Origin of the sequence: Micromonospora sp. RL09-050-HVF-A (assembly GCF_019374995.1) — a bacterium.
GTDB classification, from domain to species: domain Bacteria; phylum Actinomycetota; class Actinomycetes; order Mycobacteriales; family Micromonosporaceae; genus Micromonospora; species Micromonospora antibiotica.
Genome location: NZ_JAGKQP010000002.1, coordinates 444,498 through 466,429, shown reverse-complemented (window position 1 = coordinate 466,429; position 21,932 = coordinate 444,498). Strand labels below are relative to the sequence as shown.

Sequence of the window (21,932 nt, the reverse complement as noted above, 5' to 3'; positions counted from 1 at the left end):
GGAACCCCTCCGGCGCGTTTCGCGCCGGAGGGGTTCCCGGGCCGCTCAGCGGGCGGCGGCGAGCCGACGACCGACCGAGGCGATCAACCGGTCCAGCTCCGAGCCGAACGGGTTGTCGTGCACCAGGTACGTCCAGGTCGCGCTGGGCCGCACCAGCTTGGCGGCGTCCGGCTCCCAATCCTCGGCGAACTCGGTCTCCTCGAAGGTCGCCAGGGTCCGCGTCTCGATCTCGGGGATGAGGTTGGTGAACGCCGGCACCGCCGCCCGGTGGAACTCGTCGAGCGGGTCGAGCCGGCCCAGCGCCCGCAGGTGCACGCCCTCGCGAACCTCGGACAACTCGGCCAGGTGCTCCGCCCAGAGCCGGTCGGTGTGGTAGAGCGCGATGGAGCGGGCCACCCGGGCCAGCAGGTCCTCGTCCATCTCCCCGGCCTTGTCGGGCATCCGGTCGAGCAGCATCAGCGCGGCCACGTCCGAGGTGAGCAGCCGCTCCCGGCGCTCGGCCAGGGCGATGCGCTGCTGCTCGATGACGACGCTGTAGCGCCAGGTGTTGCGGTGGATCTCGTGGTTGACGCCCTCGGCGACCCGCTGGGCGTGCTCCACCGCGTAGTCGACCTGCTCGTCGGTGACCAGGCCGTCGGCGTTCATCCGGGGCGAGGCCGGGATGGTGTCGCCGGCGTGCCGCACGACCAGGTCGTCCTCCAGGCTGGTGAAGAAGACCGAACCGCCCGGGTCACCCTGCCGGCCGGCCCGACCACGCAGCTGGTCGTCGACCCGACGGCTGTCGTGCCGGCCGCTGCCGATCACGTAGAGGCCGCCGAGTTCGGCCACCCGCTCCTGGTCGACCTGCTCACTGCCGCCGAGCCGGATGTCCACGCCCCGGCCGGCCATCTGGGTGGAGACGGTCACCGCGCCGTACGCGCCGGCCTCGGCGATGATCGCCGCCTCCTCGTCGTCGTTCTTGGCGTTGAGCACCACGCACGGCACCCCGGCGGCGTGCAGGCCGGCGGCGAGCCCCTCGGACTCCTTGACGTCGAGGGTGCCGACCAGCACCGGGCGGCCCGCCTCGTGGCAGCGCCGGATCTCGTCGATCAGCGCCTCCTCCTTCTCCGCCCGGGTCGCGTAGATCCGGTCCGGCTCGTCCTCGCGGACGCAGGGGGTGTTCGGCGGGATCACCGCCACCTCGAGGCCGAAGAACTCGCGGAGCTGGTCGCCGACCAGCACCGCGGTCGCCGTCATGCCGCACAGCTTGGGGTAGCGCGCGATGTACGCCTGCACGGCGATGGTGCCCAGCACCTCGCCCTCGGCGGTGGCGTCCAGTCCCTCCTTCGCCTCCACGGCGGCCTGGAGGCCGTCGGGCCAGCGGCGGCGCTGGGCGACCCGGCCGCGCATCTCGTCGATCAGCTCCACCGAACCGTCACGGACGATGTAGTCGACGTCGCGGTGCAGCAGGGCGTGCGCGTGCAGCGCCACGTTCACCGCGGAGAGCTGGCCGACGTGCTCGGTGTCGTACAGGTCGATGCCGCCCAGCTTGGCCTCGACGGCGGCCAGGCCCTCGGTGGTGAAGGCGACGCTGCGGCCGTCCTCGGCGACCGTGTAGTGCCGGCCCCTGCGCAGGCCGCGCACGAGTGCGGCGGAGGCGTGCACCGGGTCCTGCTCGCCGGTGGTCGAGCCGGCCAGCACCATCGGCACCCGGGCCTCGTCGATCAGGATCGAGTCGGCCTCGTCGACGATCGCGGTGGCCAGCGGCGGCTGGACCCGGTCGGCGATGTCGGTGACGAGCTGGTCGCGCAGGAAGTCGAACCCGGCCTCGCTGACCGAGACGTAGGTGACGTCGCAGCCGTACGCGGCCCGCCGCTCGGTCGGGGTGGAGGCCTCGTTGACCCAGCCCACGCTCAGCCCGAGCAGCCGGTAGACCGGCGTCATCCACTCGGCGTCCCGGCGGGCCAGGTAGTCGTTGACGGTGAGCACGTGCACCGGCCCGTTGCCCAGCCGGACGTGCCCGTAGGCGGCGATGGTGGCGGTGAGCGTCTTGCCCTCACCGGTGGCCATCTCGGCGACCTTGCCGGACAGCAGCGCCATCGCGCCGAGCAGCTGCACGTCGTACGGCCGCTGGTCGAGGCCCCGGCGGGCGGCCTCGCGGCCGACGGCACAGATCTCGGCGTACTCCGTGGCCGCACCGGCGGCCTCGGTCAGCGCGTCGTCGTCGAGCGCCGACAGGTCATCCTCGCGCGCGGCGATCCGCGGCAGCAGCTTCTCCAGCGGAGCCAGGTCGACCGTCGTCCCGGGGCGCTGGAGGAACCGGCGGAACCTGCTCTTCAACCGTTGCGACACACCCATGAGCGGCAACGGTACGCGAACCAGCGCGGAAAAGGCTGCCCGGTTGGCCCGACGCGGGCCCGGTGTCCCGTTCCCCACCCGTGCGGGCAGGTCAACGCGGGTGCCGGCGGGTCCGGGTGGCCACCGGCCGACCGGCGGCGACCGACGCGGTGGACTGGCGGGCGTCGATCCGGGGGGCCGGTCCGGCCCGCCGGGCGGGGCTCGGTGGCCGGAGCACCCCCGATCCACAATTCCCACTTTATGGGACGTGTGAGCGGCGGATTCGGCGGCGGACGGCGGGCCCACGGCGACGGGGGCGAAGCTCCCATAGCCCTCCGTAGTCGCAGGTCAGTTCGCCCCACCGCCACCGCACAACCGCCGGGGCGACGCGATCCGGACGCCGGCCGCCACCACGGGTGCCGCAATTATCCGGCGTCGGGGGCGCGGGTGCTGGCGGACACCCGGTACATTGACTGCTGTTGCTCCCGGGCAGGCATCCCAGGGGGAGGAGAATGCCATCCCGACTTCCGCTGGATCCGCTGTCAAATGCCCGCGACGGGCGGTCGAGCAACCCCGGTGCGGCACGCCGAAGACGGTTGGCGATTCGCCGCACCCGAACCGCTACGATCATTACTCTCACTATTCCGCCGGGGGGCTACGGGTAGGAGTATGGACATCTTCTTCGCCGGCCTGCTGCTCGGGCTGGCCATGATTACGCCGATCGGTCCACAGAACATCTTCCTCATCAACCAGGGCTTCAGCGTGGGCATGCCACGGGCCTGGGTGGCGGTCGGTGCCGCGGGCGTCTGCGACACCGTCCTCATCGTCCTGGGCGGCGCCGGCGCCTCGGCGGTGCTGCAGAGCGTCCCCGGCCTCAAGACGGTGCTGCTCGTCGTCGGGGTCGGCTTCCTGAGCTACCTCGGGGTGCAGTGCTTCCGCACCAGCACCCGCGGGCCGGACGCCCTGGCCACGGGTGGTCTGCCCTGGACCCGGGTGGTGGCCCGGTGTGCCTCGGTCTCGGTGCTCAACCCCCACTCGGTGCTCGACGTGGTGGGTGTACTCGGCGTCGCCATCGCCACCCAGACCCCGGACGACCGACCGGTGTTCGCCGCCGGCACGGTCAGCGCCTCCTGGGTGTGGTTCATCGTCCTCACCTCCGCGGCATCCTCCCTGCGGCGCTGGTTGACCCCGCAGCGTCGGCAATGGATCGATTGGCTCTCCGGTTCGCTGCTGCTCCTGTTCGCAGCACTGTTCGCCATCGAAGCGGTACGCGGTTAGTCCCTCCTATTCGCGAACGGAGACACCGCACCATGTTCAAGATCGGATTGGTGCAACAAAGCGCATGGGACCTGCCCATCGATTCCATGCCACTGGCGGCGGGATATCTCAAGGCGATCCTCGACGCCGATCCCGACCTCGGTTCCGAGACCGACGTGCAGATCCACAACCTGCGCGGCGGCTGGTCGATCACCGAAATGGCCCGAAGGATATTCGCCAGTGAGCCGCCGGACATTCTCGCGTTCTCGGTGCTTGGTTGGAACTACCGGAACTTCGCCTGCCTGGCCGACCTCTACAAGCAGCTGAAGCCGGGCGGCACCGTGGTCTTCGGCGGCAACCACGTCAGCCACCAGGGGCCCCGGGTGTTCCGCGAACACCCCGCGGTCGACGTGGTGGTCAACGGGGAAGGGGAACTCACCTTCCGTGACCTGACCGCCGCGATCCTCGCCCGCCCCGGTGACCCGGCGCTCGACACCGTGGCCGGGGTCTCCTACCGGGACCCGGACGGGGCCTGCCACACCACCGAGGACCGGCCACGGATCGAGAACCTCGACGTGATCCCCTCGCCGTTCCTCACCGGAGCCATCCCCCTGGTCGACCGCAACGGAGCGTTCCCGTACGAGTTCGCGTTGCTGGAGACCAACCGGGGCTGCCCGTACAAGTGCTCGTTCTGCTACTGGGGCGGGGCGACCGGGCAGCGGGTGCGCTCGTTCTCCCGGGAACGCCTCGCCGAGGAACTCGACCTGTTCGGCTTCCACCAGGTGCCCACGGTCTTCCTCTGCGACGCCAACTTCGGCATGTTGGAGGCCGACGAGGAGTTCACCGAGGACCTGCTGAGCACCAACGCCCGGTACGGCTTCCCGACGGCGCTGGAGGCCAACTGGGCCAAGAACAAGTCCGAGCGGTTCCACCGCATCGTGCGGACCCTGCGGGACCGGGGGTTCAAGAGTTCGTTCACGCTCGCCCTCCAGACGCTGTCCGACGAGGCGCTGGGCGACATGCAGCGGCGCAACATGAAGCTCAACCAGTGGGAGGCGCTCGCCGACTGGCTGGCCCAGGAGAAGATGGAGGCGTTCGTCGAGTTGATCTGGGGAGCGCCCGGTGAGACCACCGCCTCGTTCTTCGACGGCTACGACCGCCTCGCCGAGAAGGTCCCCCGGATCGCGGTCTACCCGTTGCTGCTGCTGCCGAACACGGGCTACAGCGAGCAGCGCCAGCTCCACGGGTTCGTGACTGTCCGGGGCCAGCACGACGACTTCGAGTACGTGCTGGCCAACCGCACCTCGACCCTGGCCGAGAACTTCGCCATGCAACGCTTCATGTACCTGGCCCGCATCCTCGGCGAGAACCAGTACTTCCGGCGGCTGTGGCGACCGGCCCGCCTACTCGCCGGGCTCACCCAGAGCCAGGTGATCAACAGTCTGCGGGACTTCATCGAGGCGTCGGCCCACCCGGCGGTGGTGGCGTTCCGGGAGAGCTTCCCGATCATCGCCGAGTCGCCGGCCGTGGCGGCGGGGCACCGGATGCTCTACAGCGAGCCGGCGCTCGACGAGCAGATCGAACGGTGGTGGAACGACGCCGTGGTCAGCCGCTTCCCGGCCGACTGGGCCGAGTTCGGCCGGGAGCTGTACCGCTTCGAGCGCTGGAGCCGCCCGGTCTACCAGCCACCGGGCGCCACCCGGCCGGCCGGCTGGCGGGTCGACGGCGAGGAGTACGCCAGTGACCCGGTCACCTTCCCCATGCCGGTCGCGGAGGTGCTCGCCGCCCTGGCCGACGGGGACCTGACCGCCCCGCGCGCCGCGGTGACGACGTACGAGTTCCGCAGCACACGCGGGTTCTACCAGCACCTGGACAACCACGAGACCGGGGCGCACTATTTCGCCCGGGCCGTGCCGCAGGTGACCGCCGCCGCGCGGTGACCTGCGGTACCGGTCGCGTGCGGTGGCCGGCCCATCGCACGCGACCGGCCCCCGGTGCGGTGCCGGTCAGCCGGTGAGCACCACCTGGAGTTCCTGGCGACGGCGTTCGGCCAGCTCGGTGAGGAGGGCGGGTCCCTGCGCGAACGGGACCACGGCCGAGATCAGGTGGGTGCGGATCAGGTCGCCGTACCGGCGCAGCAGGTCGATCGTCTCGGCGGAGAGGCGTTCCCGGTCCCAGGTGGGGGCGAGACCCCGGGGCACCCGGCCGATCTGTGCGCAGCGCAGCGACAGCCCGTTGTGGTGGAACTCCTCACCGAGCCGGACGGCGTCCGCGCCGCCCTGGTAGAACGCCAGGTCGATCACGGTGCCCTGGGGGCGCAGCAGGCGCAGCGCCAGGTGCAGCGCCCAGTCCTGACCCCGGCACTGGAACACCACGTCGGCGCCCCGGTCCCCGGCGCTGTGATGCCACCGGGTCTTGAGCACCACGGCGGGGTCGTCGGCGTCCGGGTCCAGGGTCTGCAGGCCGAGCGCCTCGGCGACCTGGCGGCGCTGCGGCGTCGGGTCGACCACCACCACCGAGGCGGCACCGTGCTGCCTGGCGAACAGGGCGGTGAGCAGGGCGACCACCCCACCGCCGACCACCGCGACCCGTCGGCCGCGCACCCCGTCGCCGAGCGAGCGGACGTCGGTGCCATACAGGTCGGCGGCGGCGTGCAGCAGCCCGTTGGCGCAGATCGGGCCCATGTGGGCCACGTAGACGCCGAGCAGCGGATCGAGGTCGTCGGGCAGCGGCACGAACCGTTCGGCCAGCGGGTCGGCGACGTACCCGGTGCGGTGGCCGTAGGTCATCGCACCGACGGTGCCGACGGCGATCGCCGGGGTACGGCTCTGCACCACCTCGGCGACCTGCATGTAGCCGAGCCGGGTGACCGGGTACGGGGTGCTGGCCGTTCCGGGCCGGAACAGGCCGAGGCCGGTGTCGAAGGTGACGTTGAGGTAGGGGTTGGTGCCCTTGACGAAGCTCAGCTCGGTGCCGGCGGAGATGCCGCTGTAGCGGGTCCGCACCCGGATGGTGCCGTCGCGCAGCTCACCGGCCTCCTGCTCGGCCAGCTCGACCCGTCCCGGTCCGCTGACCACCACCACCGTGTCACGCATCGACGGTCGCCCCCGCGGGCCTCGCCGGCACGCCGCCGGCCACCGACGTCAGGGCGGCCGGGCCGGTGGGCAGGGTGACGGGGCGACCGGTGCGGGCGCTCTGCGCGACCGCGACCGCCAGTCGCTGGGTGCGCAACGCCTCCGCGTACGGCACCCGGATGTCGTCGCCGACGCCGGTGACCGCGTCGACGAAGGCCCGGTCGACGGCGACCCGGGCGTCGTCCGGGTCGGCCGCCAGGTGGCGTTCCCCGTCGGCGTCGCGGATCGTCAGGCCGTCCTCGGCCAGGGACAGGGCCAGCCCGTCGGCGAGGATCTCCAGGCCGGCGCGGTGTTTCCAGCCGAGCACGCAGGCGGTGGCGAGGGTGCCCACCGCCCCGGAGGCGAAGCGCAGCGTGGCAGCGGTCACCGCGTCGATGTCGGCGTCGTCGACCGGCGGCGGGTTGCCGTCGCCGTACGCGGTCACCTCGACGGCCTCACCGGCCAGCACGCGGATCAGGTCCAGCACGTGGGCGGCCTGCTCGACGACCGGGCCACCGGAGCGGTCCCGCACCGCCCACCAGGACACCGGGGGCACCTTGTCCAGCCAGGCTCCGTTGACCATCCGTACCGGACGGTCGGCGAGCAGTTGCCGGGCCCGCTGCACCACGTGCAGGTGACGCCAGTGGTGTCCGACGGCGGTGAGCAGCTGCTTCTCCTGGACCAGGGCGGCGATCCGCTCGGCGGTGTCCAGGTCGGCGGCGACCGGTTTCTCCACGAACATCGGCACCCCGGCTGCGATCACGGCTTCCTCCACCGGCCCGTGGGCGAACGGGGGCACGCAGACGTAGACGGCGTCCGGGCCGGCGGCCAGCAGTTCGTCGACGTCGGCGAAGACGTGCGCGGAGTGCGCGGCGGCCAGTTCCGTCGCCGCGTCCCGGGCCACGTCGGTGACGCCGAGCAACTCCACGTCGGCGAAACTCCCCAGCACGCGGGCGTGGCGTTGCGCCACCCCGCCGGCCCCGACCAGCCCCACCCGGCACGTACGCATTCTTCGGCCCTCTCGACGCGGTCATGACCAACGCCGTCAGCACTCCCCCCGATGGGCCGGGGCGAAACCCCGGGGTCGTCGCGCAACACAGCGTTCACCTGCCGGGAACCGGCCGGTGGAACCGACGTGATCAAGCTGTTAGGGATTATCCGGTTAGCGGTTGTGCGGGGGTGGGAAAACCACATCCGGGTTTTCCGCCATGGATCTGGGGGTTTGCCAGTGCGGGATACAACACCGATCGTCTCTCCTGTCGTGGAGGCGTGGGCCACCTATCGAACGACGTCGGCGCAGGACTGGCCCACGCGACGGCTGATGCGGGCGAAGGGAGAGAACCGGGTCAGCGTTGTGCTGCCCGCCCGCAACGAGGAAGCCACCGTCGGGGCGATCGTCGCGACGATCCGGGAACACCTGATGGACCGGGTTCCCCTGGTCGACGAGCTGATCGTGGTCGACTCCCGGTCGACCGACCGGACCGCACAGGTGGCCCGGGCCGCCGGCGCTGAGGTGGTCGGTCAGGACGAGATGACCCGGGGGCTGCCCCGGCTGACCGGCAAGGGTGACGCGCTCTGGGCCGGCCTGGCCGCCGCCGAGGGCGACGTCGTCGCGTTCATCGACGCCGATCTGCGGGAGTTCCGGCCGCACTTCGTGACCGGCCTGATCGGTCCGCTGCTGGTCGATCCGTCGGTGGAGTTCGTGAAGGGCTTCTACCACCGGCCCCTGGTCGGCACGACCAGCGTCGAGACCGACGGCGGCGGACGGGTGACGGAGCTGATGGCCCGGCCGCTGCTGAACCTGTTCTGGCCGGAGCTCGCCGGCTTCGTGCAGCCCCTGGCGGGCGAGTACGCCGGCCGGCGCGAGGTGCTGGAGCGGGTGCCGTTCGTCACCGGTTACGGGGTCGAGACGGCCATGCTGATCGATCTGCTGGAACTGGTCGGCCTGGACGCGCTGGCCCAGGTCGACCTGGGCGAGCGCAAGCACCGGCACCAGGACACCGCGGCCCTGGGCCGGATGTCCGCGCAGATCATGCACACCGCCTGGACGCGGTTGCAGCGGCGCGGTTGGGCCGCCCCGGGCACCAGCCCGGGAGCGCTGCTGACCCAGTTCCGTCGGGGCGGCTCGGAGGCGCTGCCGAATCTCGACCGGGAGATCGTCGTCAACGACGTCTCGGTGCAGGAACGTCCACCCCTGGCCGAGCTGCGGCCCCGGCTGCCGCGCCGGCGGGTGGCCGCGTGACGACGCGGCGGACCCTCCGACGCGACACCGGCAGTGCCACCCGACGCGCGGGGTCGACACCCGCCCGGGACTCCCACCGTCCCGAGAGGATTCCCCGATCATGAGTCTCACCGTGCTGATGAACGCCGGCCCCTGGCTGTCCGTGCCCCCACCCGGCTACGGCGGCATCGAGAACGTCATCGCCACCCTGGTGCCGGAGCTGCGTCGGCTCGGGGTGAAGGTGGTGCTGGCCTCGGTGGGGTCGAGCACCCTGCCGGTGGACGAGAGGTTCTCGGTCTACGACGACGGGCAGTTCGCGGCGTTGCAACGGCCCTACAACCAGGTGTGCGGGGTGTCCCAGGCGCACCTGGCCGGGGTGGTCCGGCAGGTACACGGCCGCGACGACATCGACCTGGTGCACGACCACGTGGAAGCCGTCGGGCTGGCCACCCTCGCGGCGATGGGGCCGGCCGCCCCACCGGTGCTGCACACCCTGCACTGGGACCTCGCCAAGCACCCCGAGCTGTACGGCAACCTCGACGCCGGGGCGCGGGTCCGGGTCAACGGGGTCTCCGCCGCCCAACTGGCCCGCGCACCCCGGGCGCTGCGGGCGCACTCGGTCGGGCACGTGCACCTGTCCACCCCGCTGGCCGTGCACGCCGACCGGGCGCCCCGGCCGGCCAAGGGTGACTACACGATCATTCTCGGCCGGATCAACCCGGGCAAGGGCCAGGACGTCGGCGCCCGGCTGGCCCGGCGCACCGGGGTGCCGCTGGTGCTCGCCGGCCCGGTCGGGCCGTACCACCGGCCGGCGGACCTGGCCGCGGCGGGCGAGGAGGCCCGGCAGAACCCGGACGTGCGGTTCTTCTACGACCAGGTCGCCCCGCACGTCGACGGTGACCTGGTCCGCTGGGTGGGCACGGTGGCCGGCCGGGAGCGCGACGACCTGCTGGCCGGGGCGCGGGCGTCACTGTTCCCGCTGCGCTGGGAGGAACCCGGCGGGACCGCCGTGGTGGAGTCGCTGGCGTTGGGCACGCCGGTGGTGGCGACCGGTCGGGGTTGCCTGCCCGAGCTGATCGCGCACGGGCGGACCGGCCTGCTCACCGACGACGAGGAGGAGCTGGGTGAGCTGCTGCTGGCGGCACGCCGGCTCGATCCGGACGAGTGCCGGCGGGAGGCCGCCGAGCGGTTCACCCCGGCGGTGATGGCGCAGCGGTACGTCACGCTCTACGAGACGGTCCGCGCCGGGGCCCGCAAGCCGCAGCTCCAGGCCGCCTGAACCACCGACCCGACCGGGTCCGGCCCGTCCTCGGTCCGGGCCCGGTTTCGTTCCCCGGGACCGCGGGTACCTGGCAGTTCTGCCCAGCACCGCGAGCGGAATCGAGGGGCCGATGGCCAGCCGGATCACCTGCGAGGTCCACGACGAGTCACCCGTGACCGTCGTACGCCTCGCGGGCGCACTCGACCTGGGCACCATGCGCGCCGTACACACCGTGCTGGACCGCTGCCTGGCCACGCTGCCGGACGCGTTGGTGGTCGACCTGGGCGGGGTGACCGTCGCCGACCGGTTGGCGCTGTCGGTCTTCGCCGCCACCGCCCGGCAGGCCGCGGACTGGCCGGCCGTGCCGGTGGTGCTCTGCTCCCCCCGCCGGACGCCGCCGCCTGGCTGTCCACCTCCACCACCTGCCGGGTGGTGCCGGTACGGCAGGACTGCGCCGAGGCGGCCCGGCTGGCCGGGGCGAGGGCCGCACCCCGGTTGCGGGTCCGGTTGGATCCGGTGGCGGGGGCCTGCCGGCGGGCCCGTGAGCTGGTCGGTGACGCCTGCGCCCGGTGGAACGTCCCGCACCTGGTGGAACCGGCGTCGCTGGTGCTCAGTGAGCTGGTCGGCAACGTGGTGCGGCACGCCCACACCCCGATGCGGATCACGTTGACCCTGCACCAGCCGTACCTGCGGGTGGCGGTCGCCGACGGCAGCCGGGCGGTGGCGCGCGCGGCCAGCCCGGACGTGACCGCCGAGGGCGGCCGGGGTTTGCTGCTGATCCGGGACATGGCGCAGCGCTGGGGCAGTTCCCCGCTGGCCGACGGCAAAGTGGTTTGGGCACTCCTGCCCGCGAATTGACCGAAATTCCCTCTCTCGCCTGGTTACATGGGCGGAGGGACGGGTAGTCGCGCCCGTCCTTTCTGTCGTCACGACGGGGTGAGAGAGCCATGCCCAGACGGGTAACCACGGAACCCGCCCGAGACCGCGGCCCGGCGATCCTCGCCCCGGCCCGGTTCGGTGGCTTCCCCGGACCGGTCCGCCCGGCACTGCCCGGGAACAAGCTGCTGCGGCTGCTCGGCACCACCGACGCCAAGCAGATCGGCCTGCTCTACCTGGCCACGTCGTTCGTGTTCTTCCTGATCGGCGGCGTGCTCGCCCTGCTCATCCGGGCCGAGCTGGCCCGGCCCGGGATGCAGTTCCTCTCCCCCGAGCAGTACAACCAGGCGTTCACCATGCACGGCACGATCATGCTGCTGCTCTTCGCCACCCCACTGGTGTTCGCCTTCGGCAACTACATCGTCCCGTTGCAGATCGGCGCACCGGACGTGGCGTTCCCCCGGCTCAACGCGTTCGCGTACTGGCTGTACCTGTTCGGCGGCACGATGGTCGTCGGCGGCTACCTCACCCCCGGTGGTGCGGCCGACTTCGGCTGGACGGCGTACAACCCGCTCAGCGACGCGACGCACTCCCCCGGCATCGGGGGGAACCTGTGGGTGGTCGGCCTGGTCGTCTCCGGCCTGGGCACCATCCTGGGCGCGGTCAACCTGATCACCACCACGCTGACCCTGCGCGCGCCCGGCATGACCATGTTCCGGATGCCGATCTTCACGTGGAACATGCTGCTCACCGCCGTCCTGGTGATCCTGGTCTTCCCGCTGCTGGCCGCCGCGCTGCTGGCGCTGGGCGCGGACCGGCTGCTCGACGCCCACGTCTACGACCCGGCGACCGGCGGGCCGATGCTGTGGCAGCACCTGTTCTGGTTCTTCGGCCACCCCGAGGTCTACATCGTGGCGTTGCCGTTCTTCGGCATCATCACCGAGATCATCCCGGTCTTCAGCCGCAAACCGATCTTCGGCTACACCGGCCTGGTGCTGGCCACCGTCGCGATCACCGTGCTGTCGATGACCGTCTGGGCGCACCACATGTTCGCCACCGGCCAGGTGCTGCTGCCGTTCTTCAGCTTCCTCAGCTACCTGATCGCGGTGCCCACCGGGGTGAAGTTCTTCAACTGGATCGGCACCATGTGGAAGGGGCAGCTCACCTTCGAGACGCCGATGCTGTTCGCCGTCGGATTCCTGGTCACCTTCCTGCTCGGCGGCCTGACCGGGGTGCTGCTGGCCAGCCCGCCGGTGGACTTCCACGTCACCGACTCGTACTTCGTGGTGGCGCACTTCCACTACGTGCTGTTCGGCACCATCGTGTTCGCCGCGTTCGGCGGGGTCTACTTCTGGTTTCCCAAGATGACCGGCCGGCTGCTCGACGAACGGCTCGGCAAGCTGCACTTCTGGACCATGTTCATCGGCTTCCACGCCACCTTCCTGGTGCAGCACTGGCTGGGCGACGAGGGGATGCCCCGCCGGTACGCCGACTACCTGCCCGACGACGGCTTCACCACGCTCAACATGATCTCCACCGTCGGGTCGTTCGTGCTCGGCGCGTCCACCCTGTTCTTCCTCTACAACGTGTGGAAGTCCTGGCGCTACGGCGCGCTGGTGACGGTGGACGACCCGTGGGGTTTCGGCAACTCCCTGGAATGGGCCACCACCTGCCCGCCCCCGTTGCGCAACTTCGACCGGATGCCCCGGATCCGCTCCGAGCGGCCCGCCTTCGACGCCAAGTACGGCCCCCTCGTCGCCGACCTCGGCCGGGACCTGCCGCAACGCACCACCCGGCCACCGCAGCACCTGCACGACGAGCTGCACCACGAGCGGCACGTCCCCGAGTCACCGGCGGCCGAGGGCGCGCACGGGGCCCGGGAGGCGGTGGAGTACCAACCCGCCCCGCAGTCCGGCGCCCGCCCGGTGGAGGTGCCCGAACCGGAGGACGTCCGCCGTCCCGGCTTCGCGCACTCCGACGCCCCGGACGACGACGGCCCCGGCGGTGCGAACCCCGACACCCCCGAGCGGTGGCGGCACCCGCACGGCACGGACGACGACGACCCCGGACGGCGCTGACCCGCAACGGCCGTCGGGCCGGCACCCCCCCGTTCGGGGGTGCCGGCCCGACGGCCGTCCTGCGCCGGCCGGAGCCGGGGTCAGGCGTCCACGGTGGCGGGCAGGCCGGCGGCGGCCAGCGACCGCCGTACCGCCGGCTGGGCCCGGGTCAGCCGCAGCGGCACCCCGGTCCGGATGGCGGCGTCCCGGCCGGCCACCAGCGCGGCGATGCCACCGGCGTCGACCCCGCCCGCTCCGTCCAGGTCCACCACCAGCTCGCGGGGCTGCCCGGCGACCGCCTCCAGCATCGTCCGGCGCAACTGGTCCGCGCCGTCGCGGTCGATCTCTCCCCCGACCTCGACCACCGTCCGCTCCGCGGTGCGTCTGACCGCGATCCGGTTCCGGCCGGTCTCCGTCTCGGCGGTGCCGTTCTGCCAGGGCGGCGGGGTGTCGGCGAGCATCGCCTGACGCAGCCAGGTCAACGCCCGCGACAGCAGCCGGGACACGTGCATCTGGGAGATGCCGAACCGGGCGGCGATCTCGGCCTGGGTCTGGTTGCCGTAGAAGCGCATCGCCAGGATGCGCCGTTCCCGCCAGGGCAGCCGGTGCAGCAGCCCGCTGACCGTCACCCGGTCGTCCACCGACTCCAACGCGTTGTCCGACTCGCCGACGAGGTCACCGAACTCGGCGGAACTCTCCCCGCCGACCGGCGCGTTGAGCGAGGCGGGGCTGTAGCCGGCCGCCGACTCCAGGGCGGCGAGGATCTCCTCCTCCGGCGTCTCCAGCCGGGCCGCCAGCTCGGCCACGCTCGGCGCCCGGGACAGTTCGCTGGTCAGCGCCGAGGTGGCCTGCCCGACCTCCAGGATCAGGTCGCGCAACCGCCGGGGCACGTGCACCCCCCAGGTGCGGTCCCGGAAGTGCCGCTTGATCTCACCGACGATGGTGATCGCCGCGTACGCCGTGAACGAACCCCGCTCGGGGTCGTACCGGTCGACGGCGTTGACCAGGCCGAGCCGGGCCACCTGCTCCAGGTCCTCCAACGGCTCGCCCCGCCCCCGGTAGCGGCGGGCCAGCCGGCCGGCGAACGGCAGGGCGAACCGGACCAGGTCCTCGCGGGCCTCGCCCCGACGCTCCGGTGGCAGGCCGGCGATCCGCGCGGCGTACGCCAGCGCGGCGGCGTCCAGATCCTCCAGACCCCGTTCGGTCGGAGGTGGTGTGGTCGTGGTGGTCTGTCCGAACATCCGCGCCTCCCTCAGGAAGGTCCCCCGCCCGGATCGAGCCGGTCGTGCGCGTGGTGGCACCACGCACCGGGTCGGAAGTGGGGTCACGTGCCGCGCCGGGATCGCCGGACGCGCGGAGGCGATGACCGGTCGCCACCCGGCGTGATCGCACCGTCGCGGCGAGCGGTCTTCCCGCTCCCCAGGTACTCAACCACGCGGCCCCGGGTTCGCGAGGATGTTTCGGTGTGCCCGGTCCGGCCCGACGGCGCGGACACCCCCGGCGTCCCCTTTCCGGGTTACCGGCTGCCCGTCGCCCGCCGGAGCGGGCGGTGTCGGTGCCGGACGGGCAGGCCGGTCAGGACACGGCCAACCCCAGCGGGGCACCCGCGTCCCGGAGCCCGGCCAACGCGTCGGCCACGCTCAGCGGCGGCGGCGTCGGCAGGTCGTACGGCTGACCGCGCAGCACCTCGGTGGCCCGCCGGGTGGCCACCGAGGCGACCGGGTAGCCGCGGGCGGCGGTGCGGTCCAGGGCCCGGCGACGACGGCCGAACGCCGCCACCGCCAGCCACTGCGGCAGCCCGGCCAGCGCCGGTGAGCGCATCCCCGGCGACTCGGGCAGCACGTCCACCGAGCTGAACGGCTCGCTGCCGGCGAGCCACCACTCCACCTCCTCGACGCTGCGTCGGGTCGCGTTCTCACACCAGTACGGCACCAGTCCCGCCCGTACCACCTGCCACGGGTCGAACAGCCGGCCGCACTCGACCACCAACCGGTCGCCGGTCTTGCCGGCCCGACGCAGCCACCGGCGGTACAGGTCGGCGGTCGCCGCGCTGAGCGCCCCGGGGTGCGGCGTCTGCACCTGACGCAGCTCGTGCCCCCGGCTGCGGGCCCAGTGGTCCAGCGTGCGGGTGAAGCCCGGTTCCACCCCGTGCTCGGCGGGCTCGCGGGCGGCGGTGACCGCCGGTGGCTCCCAGCCCTGCCCGGTCCCGCCGACCGCCCGCAGCACCTGACGCAGGGTGGGTGAGTCGGTGTGGAAGTCCACCGGTTCCAGCCCGCTGGCCGGGGAGCCGAGCTGGAAGCTGTGCCCCTGCCCGGAGTCCGACACCGGCCACCGACGGCCGTCACCGACCAGCAGCAGCACCGCCCGGGGCGTCAGCCGGTCGGCCAGGAACCGGGCGTACGCCACCGGCAACGCCCGCCACCGGGCCACCAGGCTGATCGCGACGCCGGCCAGCGTGCCCCGGCTCGCCGGGCAGTGCACCTGGCGGACGTGCAGGTCGGGGTTGCCGGCGAGGACCCGGGCGGCGAACGCGGCACCCTGGTCCAGGGCGGCACCGGGCCGGTCCACCGCGCCGCGCGTCCAGTGCGCGGTCATCTCGAACCCGGTGGGCAGCCAGGGCACCCCGAGCGCCACGGCCAGGTGCACCGCGGCGGCGTGCGGGGAGCCCAGCACCAGCGCCGGATACCGTTCCCGGGGGTACTGGTCGACGATCCACCGGGCCACCCGTTCCCCGTCCACCTCGCCGGCCTGTGCGGCGGTGAGCGCCACCTTGCCGGCGACCCGCCCGGCGACGGCCCCCCGCACCGGCTTCGGCGCGGGGGTGAACCGTGACGGCGGGCTCGGCTGGCCCAGGTCGGCGCAGTCCACCCCGCGCAGGGCCCGGGCGGCGGCGGCCACCAGCACCCGCGCGGGGCTGCCCACCGCCACGACCCGGTCGCCGGCCAGCCCCGCACCCTGGGCCGTCGGTCCCGCCGGCACCACCGACGCCGGCTCCACCCCGCCTCGATCACTCACCACGCAGCCCGGCTTCCCCTCCCTCTGGGGTCTAAACGGGGCATCCCGCCCCGTCGGGCGCAATCCCCGACCCCGGGGGTGCACCGGCGACGACGGTGCTAGACGAGGTCCTCGGCCTCGACGACCGACCGCTCGGCCGACATCATCCGGTCCCGGACGCGTCGGGCGGCGTCGCCGTCGGCGAACAGGCCCCGCAGGTCGGCCAGGGCCGGTTCCGGCACCCGCAGCGGCACGCCCGGGTCCACCACCGCCTCCAGCACGCACGGGCGGTCGGCGGCGAGCGCCTCGTCCCAGGCCGCGCCGACCAGCTCCGGCCGGTCCACCCGGACACCGTGCAGCCCGAGCAGCCGGGCCCAACCGGCGTACGGCACGTCGGCCCGCCGCCCGGCCACGCCCGGCACCCACCCGCGGTGGTCCAGACCGCGCTGGTCACGGTCGTTGAGCACCAGCACCACCAGCCGGGGATCGGCCCACCCCTGCCAGCGGTGGGCCACGGTGATCAGCTCGGCCAGCCCGTTGAGCTGCATCGCGCCGTCACCGAGCAAGGCGATCACCGGCTCGTCCGGGCGCTCCAGTTTCGCGGCGAGCGCGTACGGCACGGCGCAGCCCGGCGAGCCGAGTGCGCCGCAGAGCTGCGCGTCGACCCCGGGCGGCAGTTCCAGGTGGCGGGCGTACCAGTAGAGCACCGAACCGACGTCCACGGCGACCGACCCGGTGCGGGGCAACCGGGTGGACAGCTCGTGCAGCACCAGCTGCGGGTTGACCGGTTCGGCCGGTTCGGCGGCGCGGGCGGCGGCCTCCGCGCGCCACCGCTCGACGGAGCCGGAGACGGTGGCCCGCCACTGCCGGTGGGGCCGGTCGGCGACCTGGGCCAGCAGCGCGCGCAGGGTTTCGGTGGCATCGCCGACCAGCGGCACGTCCACCGGGTACCGGCTGCCGATCCGTCGCCCGTCGATGTCGATCTGGATGGTGCGGGCCTGACCGGGCATCGGGAGGTAGTCGGTCCACGGGTCGTTGGTGCCCACCAGCAGCAGGGTGTCCGCGCCACCCATCAGCTGGGCGGCGGCGGTGGTGCCGACCGCACCGAGCACCCCGGTGTGGAACGGCAGCCGCTCGTCGAGCACCGGCTTGCCCGGCAGTGAGCTGGCGACGCCGGCACCCAACCGGTCGGCCAGCGCCGCGATCTGCCCGGCGGCACCCCGGGCGCCCTGCCCGACCAGGATCGCCACCCGCGCTCCGACGCTGAGCAGCGCCGCGGCGGCGTCCAGGTCCGCCTGGTGGGGCAGCACCCGGGCCAGCGGTTCGCCCGGCGTCGCGTTGAGCACCCCCACCGTGTCCGGTTGCAGGTCCGGCACCACGGCGACCTGCAACGCGCGGGGCAGCACCACGCAGGTCGGGCTGCGGGTCGCCGCGGCGGTGCGCAACGCCTGGTCGAGCAGGGCGGGCACCTGGGCCGGGGTACGGCCGTAGCGGACGAACTGGTGGCAGACGTCGCCGAAGAGCCGGCTCAGCCCGATCTCCTCGTGCACCTCACCGAGCGGTCCGGTGACGTCCTCCCCGAGGATCGCCACCACCGGCCGGCTGTCCAGTTTCGCGTCGTACAGACCGTTGAGCAGGTGCACCGCGCTGGGGCCCTGGGTGGCCAGGCAGACCCCGATGCCGCCGGTGAACTTGGCGTGCCCGGTCGCCATGAAGGCGGCGGCCTCCTCATGCCGGGCGGGGACGAACTCCGGGTCCCCGCCCGCGGTGTCCAGTGCCTCGACCACCGGGGCGATCGCGTCCCCCGGGCAGCCGAAGGCGCGGGGCACCCGCCAGGCCCGCAACCGGTCCACCACCAGCTGCGCGACCGTACGGTCAGCCATGGTCGCGTCCCGGCGTGGCCGGGTCGACGTAGCGCAGCACCGCACCGATCCCGTCGGCCAGTTCGGGGGCCTCGTCCGGCCCGAGGACGGTCAGGTCCGCGTCCGTGCCGACCAACGCCCGGACCAGTGCCGCGTCGGCGCGGACCCGTTGCGGGTCGGACACGGCGGCGAGCTGGCCGGGTGCGGTGGCGATGTCGGTCGGGCGGGGTCCGATCCACAGCTCACCGACGGCCGACGGGTCGTCGACGAGCAGCATCGTGTCGACCTGGTTGCGTTGCAGGGCGGCCACCACGGCGGCCAGCCCCGCACCGACGTCCTCCTGGGTGCCGAACCGGTCCAGCGCGGCGGTGACGTGCTGGTCGGCGACCTCGGCGATGGTCTGCACGGTGACGTCGTCCATCGCGGCCGGGTCGGCGCCACCGGCCCGGGAGCCGGCGTCGGTGCGCACCACCACGTCCTGCCAGCGGGCCGGCAGCTGCGCGGTGATCATCCCGGTGGCCCGGATGTCCCCGGCGACGACCACCACGTCCGCGCCGACCCGGTCGGCCAGTTCGGCGGTGGCCGCGGCGGCGTCCCCGGCGTTGTGGTGCCAGGCTTCCATCGCGGCCCGCTGGTAGCGGGACTGGGACCAGCCGCCGGGTTGCACCCGGCGCAGCGGGTAGGTCTGCCGGCCGCTGACGTGGGCCCGTCGGGGCACCCCACCGGCGCTGACCGCGACCGCGTCCGCGCCGGTGCGGTCGGCGAGGACCCGCACCCAGGCCACCTGTTCCCCGCGTTGCGCCAGCAGGGGCATCACGTGCGGCAGCGGCGTGTACGCGGCCAGGTCGCGCAGTGGTGGCGCGGCGAGGTACTCGGACAGCACCACCCGGCCCCGACTGGCGAACGCGGCCAGCCCGTAGTCGCCGGGCATCGGGTCGTGACCCCGGACCACCCGGTCCAGGGCCGCGATGGTCGGCTCGTCGGCGCCGTCGGCGGCGAGTTGTTCGGCAAGGGCCCGCCAGCGTAGGTCCAACGCCGGACGCGCGTCCTGGGTGTCCCGGGAGGCGTCCAGGTAGACCGAGCACCACGGCCCGGGACGGTCATAGAGCGGGCGCAGGAAGGACAGCTGCATGCTCGACCCCTTTCCGGCTCGGCCGCCCGCTTACCCGGGCTGCCCGGGATGTCACCTCGGCCCGACCACCAGCCGAAGCGCCTCACCCACCGTCGTCCGTGTCGTGACTCTCCGGTTCATTCACGTCGTTCGACCCGTTTGCTGGATACCATCAGTGAACGGAAAGGGACTCTCGGTGGTGAACATGGACAGCGATCTCCGAAATCGGGTGGTACGCCCCACCCAGCGGATACTCACCGGACGGGTGGTCCGGTTCATGGACGGCTACCCCCGCGAGGTCAGGATCGGCCAGCCGGTGCTGGTGGCGGTGCTGACCGCGGCGAGCGTGGCGGGTCTGCTGGTGCTGCTGGTGCGGACCGCCCTCTCCCGGGCCGGCGGGGGCGCGCGCCGCACCTGGAAGGACCTGAAAAAGGGTCCGGAGTTCCTGGTCACACCGCTGCGGGTGCGCGACGACAAGGGTCTGCTCTATGAGGTGGAGTTGCACGGGCACCTGCCGCAGAGCGCGGTGCACCCGTCCGACTGGGTGCAGCTGACCCTGCAGCCGCAGGACGTCGACCTGCCGCCGCGCATCGAACGGATCGTCAACCTGACCACCGGTCAGCTGCTCACCCCGCGTACCGCCACGGTGTGGAGCCACCTGGGCCCGCCGCTGCTGATCCAGGCGGTGCTGGGGGCGGTGCTGGTGCTGCTGGTCGCCGCCGCCGTGGTCCTCACCTGACGGCGACCCGTCCGATCGTCACCCGCCCCGACGGCCGGGCGGCCCGGTCGTGGGTGGGTGGGTTCCGGCCCGGTCGACTCCCGGCGTCGGCCCGTCGCGGGGTGTCCCGCCGGGCGCGCACGCGGGGCGGTCAGCCGACGGGGGTCAACGGGCGCTGCTCCCCGGTGACCCGCAGCAGGCCCCGGCGGGCGGCCCAGCGTTCGAAGAACAGGGTGGCCAACGGCGGCACCGCGCAGACCAGGGCGACGAACGTGACCCCGAGGGACCACCGGTGCAGCCGGGCGACGGCGAGCACCAGGAGGCCGTACGCGACGAAGAGCGCGCCGTGGATCGGCCCGAAGACCTTGACGCCGATCTCGTTGCCCGGCGGGCCGTACTTGACCGCCATGCCGACCAGCAGGGCCAGCCAGGAGCACGCCTCGGCGATCGCCGCCGCCACGAACAACCGGGTCACCTTCTCGCGCATCGGGTCATGGTAGCCAGCCGCCGTCGGCGGCCGGCGCGTGACGACCGGGGGGCGACGGGGATCACCCGGGTCCCCGGTGGGTACGTAGGGGTCCTTCGGGTCTTCCCGGTCCGTCCGGGGACGTGCGAGGTTGACAGGACCAACGGTGACAGGGCGGGTGGCCATGGGTGAGGAAGTCGGAGCGCGCACGTTCAGCCGGGAGGACCGGGCCCGCTACCGGGAGAAGGTCCGCCGGTGTCTGGACGTCTTCGCCGAGATGCTGCGGGAGTCCCGGTTCGACGTCGAGCGGCCGATGACCGGCCTGGAGATCGAGCTGAACCTGGTCGACGACGACTCCCGGCCGACGATGCGCAACGCCGACGTGCTGGCCGCCGTCGCCGATCCCAGTTTCCAGACCGAGCTGGGCCAGTTCAACGTGGAGATCAACGTGGCGCCCCGACGACTCGTCGGCACCGGCACGGCCGAGTTCGAGTCTCACGTGCGGGCCAGCCTGAACGCCGCCGAGGAGAAGGCCCGCACGGTCGACGCCCACATGGTGATGATCGGCATCCTGCCGACCCTGGAGCCGGGGCACCTGACCGCCGGGGCGCTGTCGGCGAATCCGCGCTACGCACTGCTCAACGAGCAGATCTTCGCCGCCCGTGGGGAGGACCTGCGGATCGCGATCAGCGGGGTGGAGCGGTTGGCGACCACCGCCGACACCATCACCCCGGAGGCGGCCTGCACGAGCACCCAGTTCCACCTGCAGGTCAGCCCGGTCGACTTCGCCGCCTACTGGAACGCCGCCCAGGCGGTCGCCGGGATCCAGGTGGCGCTGGGCGCGAACTCCCCGCTGTTCTTCGGCCGGGAGCTGTGGCGGGAGACCCGGGTGCCGCTGTTCCAGCAGGCGACCGACACCCGCTCGGAGGAGATCAAGGCCCAGGGGGTACGCCCACGGGTCTGGTTCGGTGAGCGCTGGATCAACAGCGTCTTCGACCTGTTCGAGGAGAACGTGCGCTACTTCCCGGCGCTGTTGCCGGTCTGCGACCCGGAGGACCCGGCGCAGACGCTGGCTGCCGGTGGGGTGCCGAGGCTGGCCGAGCTGCGGTTGCACAACGGCACCATCTACCGCTGGAACCGGCCGGTGTACGACGTGTGGAAGGGCCGCCCGCACCTGCGGGTGGAGAACCGGGTGCTGCCGGCCGGGCCGACGGTGGTGGACACCATCGCCAACGGCGCGTTCTACTTCGGGCTGGTCCGGGCGCTGGCCGAGTCGGACCGGCCACTGTGGTCGCAGATGTCGTTCAGCGCGGCGGAGGAGAACTTCACCAGCGGGGCCCGGCACGGCATCGACGCGCAGGTCTACTGGCCGGGTCTGGGCTATCTGCCGGCGACCGAGCTGGTGCTGCGCCGGCTGCTGCCGTTGGCGCACCAGGGGTTGGACGGCTGGGGGGTGGATCCGGCCGAACGTGACCGGCTGCTCGGCATCATCGAGCAGCGCTGCCTGACCGGACGCAACGGCGCGAGCTGGCAGGTGGCGACGTTGCACCGGTTGGAGTCCGCCGACCATCTCGACCGGCCGGAGGCGTTGCGGGAGGTGGTCCGCCACTACGTCGAGCTGATGCACAGCAACCAGCCGGTCCACGAGTGGCCGGTCCCCTGACGGTGTCGGGTCACCGC

16 protein-coding genes and 1 pseudogene are annotated in these 21,932 nt (G+C 73.0%); 9 read left to right on the top strand and 8 right to left on the bottom strand.

Annotated elements, in window-relative coordinates; genetic code table 11:
• Positions 1–45: 45 nt before the first annotated feature.
• Positions 46–2,337: an accessory Sec system translocase SecA2 gene (secA2, locus tag J7462_RS02305; protein WP_219461115.1), complete on the bottom strand. Its 2,292-nt coding sequence runs from the start codon at positions 2,335–2,337 to the stop codon at positions 46–48.
• Between the two features lie 648 nt (positions 2,338–2,985).
• On the opposite strand from secA2, the gene J7462_RS02300 reads away from it, so the two are divergent.
• Together J7462_RS02300 and J7462_RS02295 are read left to right on the top strand one after the other, a co-directional pair.
• Positions 2,986–3,594, top strand: coding sequence for a LysE/ArgO family amino acid transporter (locus tag J7462_RS02300; RefSeq protein WP_208566302.1), 609 nt, complete (start codon positions 2,986–2,988; stop codon positions 3,592–3,594).
• A 32-nt stretch (positions 3,595–3,626) separates the two neighbouring features.
• Positions 3,627–5,513 (top strand): KedN5 family methylcobalamin-dependent radical SAM C-methyltransferase, encoded by a 1,887-nt coding sequence (locus J7462_RS02295; protein ID WP_219461112.1) that lies wholly within the window; start codon positions 3,627–3,629, stop codon positions 5,511–5,513.
• A 66-nt stretch (positions 5,514–5,579) separates the two neighbouring features.
• Here J7462_RS02295 and J7462_RS02290 read toward each other — a convergent pair whose 3' ends face one another.
• Positions 5,580–6,668 (bottom strand): zinc-binding dehydrogenase, encoded by a 1,089-nt coding sequence (locus tag J7462_RS02290; RefSeq protein ID WP_219461106.1) that lies wholly within the window; start codon positions 6,666–6,668, stop codon positions 5,580–5,582.
• Positions 6,661–7,695 carry a Gfo/Idh/MocA family protein gene (locus J7462_RS02285; protein ID WP_219461104.1) on the bottom strand — a complete coding sequence of 345 codons (1,035 nt, stop codon included), beginning with the start codon at positions 7,693–7,695 and terminating at the stop codon, positions 6,661–6,663. The genes J7462_RS02290 and J7462_RS02285 overlap by 8 nt, the downstream gene beginning before the upstream one ends.
• Before the next feature lie 252 nt (positions 7,696–7,947).
• On the opposite strand from J7462_RS02285, the gene J7462_RS02280 reads away from it, so the two are divergent.
• From J7462_RS02280 to ctaD, 5 genes and pseudogenes are all read left to right on the top strand, one after another.
• Positions 7,948–8,928: a glucosyl-3-phosphoglycerate synthase gene (locus J7462_RS02280; RefSeq protein WP_308290700.1), complete on the top strand. Its 981-nt coding sequence runs from the start codon at positions 7,948–7,950 to the stop codon at positions 8,926–8,928.
• A gap of 100 nt (positions 8,929–9,028) precedes the next feature.
• Positions 9,029–10,186: a glycosyltransferase gene (locus tag J7462_RS02275; RefSeq protein ID WP_219461098.1), complete on the top strand. Its 1,158-nt coding sequence runs from the start codon at positions 9,029–9,031 to the stop codon at positions 10,184–10,186.
• 112 nt (positions 10,187–10,298) lie between these two features.
• Positions 10,299–10,496, top strand: a pseudogene (locus J7462_RS33545) (STAS domain-containing protein); the annotation flags it as partial.
• Positions 10,497–10,600: 104 nt separating this feature from the next.
• A complete protein-coding gene (locus tag J7462_RS31690; RefSeq protein ID WP_308290699.1) occupies positions 10,601–11,026 on the top strand; it encodes an ATP-binding protein in 426 nt (141 codons plus the stop codon).
• Positions 11,027–11,115: 89 nt separating this feature from the next.
• Positions 11,116–13,122 (top strand): cytochrome c oxidase subunit I, encoded by a 2,007-nt coding sequence (gene ctaD, locus J7462_RS02265; protein WP_219461095.1) that lies wholly within the window; start codon positions 11,116–11,118, stop codon positions 13,120–13,122.
• A gap of 80 nt (positions 13,123–13,202) precedes the next feature.
• Here ctaD and J7462_RS02260 read toward each other — a convergent pair whose 3' ends face one another.
• The 4 genes from J7462_RS02260 to J7462_RS02245 all read right to left on the bottom strand — a co-directional run bounded on the left by J7462_RS02260 (position 13,203) and on the right by J7462_RS02245 (position 19,089).
• Positions 13,203–14,342, bottom strand: coding sequence for a SigB/SigF/SigG family RNA polymerase sigma factor (locus J7462_RS02260; RefSeq protein ID WP_219461092.1), 1,140 nt, complete (start codon positions 14,340–14,342; stop codon positions 13,203–13,205).
• A 334-nt stretch (positions 14,343–14,676) separates the two neighbouring features.
• Entirely contained in the window at positions 14,677–16,080 is a 1,404-nt protein-coding gene (locus J7462_RS02255) for a hypothetical protein (RefSeq protein WP_219469929.1), read from the bottom strand.
• Between the two features lie 134 nt (positions 16,081–16,214).
• Positions 16,215–17,978: a thiamine pyrophosphate-binding protein gene (locus J7462_RS02250; RefSeq protein ID WP_219461088.1), complete on the bottom strand. Its 1,764-nt coding sequence runs from the start codon at positions 17,976–17,978 to the stop codon at positions 16,215–16,217.
• Entirely contained in the window at positions 17,971–19,089 is a 1,119-nt protein-coding gene (locus J7462_RS02245; protein ID WP_219461083.1) for a Vms1/Ankzf1 family peptidyl-tRNA hydrolase, read from the bottom strand. The genes J7462_RS02250 and J7462_RS02245 overlap by 8 nt, the downstream gene beginning before the upstream one ends.
• 175 nt (positions 19,090–19,264) lie before the next feature.
• Here J7462_RS02245 and J7462_RS02240 point away from each other — a divergent pair, with 175 nt between their 5' ends.
• Positions 19,265–19,807 carry a hypothetical protein gene (locus J7462_RS02240; RefSeq protein ID WP_208566486.1) on the top strand — a complete coding sequence of 181 codons (543 nt, stop codon included), beginning with the start codon at positions 19,265–19,267 and terminating at the stop codon, positions 19,805–19,807.
• A 130-nt stretch (positions 19,808–19,937) separates the two neighbouring features.
• Here J7462_RS02240 and J7462_RS02235 read toward each other — a convergent pair whose 3' ends face one another.
• The gene (locus J7462_RS02235) at positions 19,938–20,273 is read right to left on the bottom strand and encodes a DUF3817 domain-containing protein (protein WP_219461080.1); all 336 of its coding nucleotides are present in this window, start codon (positions 20,271–20,273) and stop codon (positions 19,938–19,940) included.
• 163 nt (positions 20,274–20,436) lie between these two features.
• On the opposite strand from J7462_RS02235, the gene J7462_RS02230 reads away from it, so the two are divergent.
• Positions 20,437–21,915, top strand: a complete 1,479-nt coding sequence (locus J7462_RS02230; protein WP_208566314.1) for a glutamate--cysteine ligase — start codon at positions 20,437–20,439, stop codon at positions 21,913–21,915.
• The last annotated feature ends 17 nt before the right edge of the window (positions 21,916–21,932 follow it).

What these genes read in the sequence shown, in the direction of transcription:
- secA2 (WP_219461115.1), bottom strand. Translation starts at nt 2,337, where the DNA reads ATGGGTGTGTCGCAACGGTTGAAGAGCAGGTTCCGCCGGTTCCTCCAG.
- J7462_RS02300 (WP_208566302.1), top strand. Translation starts at nt 2,986, where the DNA reads ATGGACATCTTCTTCGCCGGCCTGCTGCTCGGGCTGGCCATGATTACG.
- J7462_RS02295 (WP_219461112.1), top strand. Translation starts at nt 3,627, where the DNA reads ATGTTCAAGATCGGATTGGTGCAACAAAGCGCATGGGACCTGCCCATC.
- J7462_RS02290 (WP_219461106.1), bottom strand. Translation starts at nt 6,668, where the DNA reads ATGCGTGACACGGTGGTGGTGGTCAGCGGACCGGGACGGGTCGAGCTG.
- J7462_RS02285 (WP_219461104.1), bottom strand. Translation starts at nt 7,695, where the DNA reads ATGCGTACGTGCCGGGTGGGGCTGGTCGGGGCCGGCGGGGTGGCGCAA.
- J7462_RS02275 (WP_219461098.1), top strand. Translation starts at nt 9,029, where the DNA reads ATGAGTCTCACCGTGCTGATGAACGCCGGCCCCTGGCTGTCCGTGCCC.
- ctaD (WP_219461095.1), top strand. Translation starts at nt 11,116, where the DNA reads ATGCCCAGACGGGTAACCACGGAACCCGCCCGAGACCGCGGCCCGGCG.
- J7462_RS02260 (WP_219461092.1), bottom strand. Translation starts at nt 14,342, where the DNA reads ATGTTCGGACAGACCACCACGACCACACCACCTCCGACCGAACGGGGT.
- J7462_RS02250 (WP_219461088.1), bottom strand. Translation starts at nt 17,978, where the DNA reads ATGGCTGACCGTACGGTCGCGCAGCTGGTGGTGGACCGGTTGCGGGCC.
- J7462_RS02245 (WP_219461083.1), bottom strand. Translation starts at nt 19,089, where the DNA reads ATGCAGCTGTCCTTCCTGCGCCCGCTCTATGACCGTCCCGGGCCGTGG.
- J7462_RS02235 (WP_219461080.1), bottom strand. Translation starts at nt 20,273, where the DNA reads ATGCGCGAGAAGGTGACCCGGTTGTTCGTGGCGGCGGCGATCGCCGAG.
- J7462_RS02230 (WP_208566314.1), top strand. Translation starts at nt 20,437, where the DNA reads ATGGGTGAGGAAGTCGGAGCGCGCACGTTCAGCCGGGAGGACCGGGCC.